The sequence below is a fragment of the Streptomyces apricus genome, assembly GCF_008369065.1.
In the GTDB taxonomy this organism is placed as follows: Bacteria; Actinomycetota; Actinomycetes; order Streptomycetales; family Streptomycetaceae; genus Streptomyces; species Streptomyces apricus.
Genome location: NZ_VDFC01000080.1, coordinates 1 through 2,124, shown reverse-complemented (window position 1 = coordinate 2,124; position 2,124 = coordinate 1). Strand labels below are relative to the sequence as shown.

Below are 2,124 nucleotides of genomic sequence, written 5' to 3'. Positions count from 1 at the left end.
CCCCACCACCGCGCCCGCCACCGCCCAGCCGCCGCACCACACCTCGCGGGCGCCGCGCAGGCAGGTGGGGTCCTCCTGGGCCAGCAGCCGGAACAGACCGGCGGTCAGCCACAGGCAGCGCACGCCCTGCTCGGTGATCGCGCGGCGGACGACGGCGGCGTCCACGTCGGCCGCGAGGAGGTCGTCCACGCGCAGCACGGTCCCGTCGGGCAGCGCCTTCCGCGCCGCGTCCTGCCGGCCGGCGTCGGTGAGCAGCAGGCACGCGCCCGCCTCGGCGAGCATCCCGCGCAGCCGCTCCCTGGGGGCCCGGCCGTCCAGCGGTACGTACACGCCGCCGGTGCGGACCAGGGCGAGCTGGACGACCACGAGGTCGGCCGAGCGGTCCGCCAGCACGCCCACCGGGACCTCGGCGGCCACCCCGAGCGCGGTGAGCCGGTGCGCCAGCCGGGCGGCCAGGGCGTCGAGTTCGCGGTAGGTGAGCCGCCGCGCGTCCGCCTCCAGGGCCACGGCGTCCGGTGTGCGCCGCACCTGCGCGGCGAACAGCTCGGCCACGGTGCCCCCGGGCAGATCGGTGGCCGTGTCGTTCCACTCCTCGACCACCTGGCGGCGGCGGTCGGCCGTGAGCAACGGCAGCCGCGCGGGCGGGCACTGGGGCAGGGCTGCCGTGTTCGCCAGCAGGACGGCGAGGTGCTCGACCATGCGCCCGGCGGTGTCCGCGTCGAACAGCCGGGGGTCGTAGCCGAGCCGCAGGCCGAGTGCGGTTCCCGGATAGGCCACCAGGCTCAGCGGGTAGTTGGTGGTCTCGATGCCGTCCAGGGCGCTCAGCCGCAGTCCGTGCGCGGCGGCCAGGCCGTCGTCGACCGGGTAGTTCTCGAAGACGACGATGCTGTCGAAGAGGGCCGTGCGTTCGGGGAGCCCGGTGAAGCCCTTCATCCGGGTGAGCGGTACGTGGTCGTGGCGGCGGTCCTCGCTCTGCTCCTGCTGGAGGTCGCGCAGCCAGTCGAGCAGGGGCCTGTCGTGCGGCACCGTCACGCGGGTGGGCAGGGTGGTGATGAAGAGGCCGGTCATGGTGTCGGCGCCGGGCAGCTCGGGGGGCCGTCCGGACACGGTGGTGCCGAACACGACGTCAGCCCGGCGGGCCTGGCGGCTCAGCAGCATCGCCCAGGCGCCCTGCACGAGGGTGTTGAGGGTGAGCCCGGCCGTCCTGGCCAGCTCCTCCAGGCTCCGGGTGGTCGCCTCGTCCACGGTGGCGCGTACCGCGGCGGTGGACTCGGCGCGGTGGCTCTCGCGCGGCTCCCGGTCGTACGGCAGCGCGGTGGCCTCGGACAGGCCGGCCAGCCGGGCCTGCCAGTGCCGGTCGGCCTGCGCGGCGTCGCGCTCGCGCAGCCAGGCCACGTAGTCCCGGAAGGGGCGGCGCTCGGGCAGCGGTTCCCTGCCGGCCGTGGCGTGCTGGGTGAAGACGTCGGACAGCACCTGGAACAGGCTCCAGCCGTCCAGGACCAGGTGGTGGAACGACCACACCACCCGCACGGCGCCGTCGGAGGTCCTGGCGAGCACCAGCCGCTGCAGCGGGGCCCGGTCCAGGTCGATGCCCCGCTCCCGGTCCTGCTCCAGCAGGTCCCGCAGCCGGTGCCCGCGCTCCTCCTCGGTCAGGTCGCGCCAGTCCAGGTGGGTCACGGGCACGGTCGCGCGGTGCCGCACCACCAGGAGCGGCTCGGGCACGTCCTGCCAGACGACGTGGGCGCGCAGCACGGGCGTGCGGTCCGTGACGCGCTGCCAGGCCGCCGCGAGCGCGGCCGGGTCGGGCACGCCGTCGAGGTCGAAGGTCAGCTGCTGGAAGTAGACGCCGCGGTCGTCCTGGGAGAGCCCGTGGAAGAGCATGCCGGTCTGGGTGGGGGTGAGCGGGTGGACGTCCTCCACCGCGCCCGGGTCGTCCCCGGCGATCCGGTCCACGGCTGCCTGGTCGAGGCGGGCCAGCGGGAAGTCCGAGGGGGTGCGTCCGGCGCTGGCGGGCCGGGCGGCGTGCCGTGCGAGGTCCGCCAGCGCGTCGGCGAAGCGCGCGGCGAGAGCGGCGACGGTCGTGCCGGTGTGCAGGTCCTCRGAGTGGAACCAGCTGAACTCCAG

Annotated in this window: 1 protein-coding gene; it reads right to left on the bottom strand. The window is 75.7% G+C overall.

Annotated elements, in window-relative coordinates:
* Positions 1-2,124: condensation domain-containing protein (locus FGF04_RS35590; RefSeq protein ID WP_149515524.1), on the bottom strand; the 2,124-nt coding region annotated here is incomplete at both ends.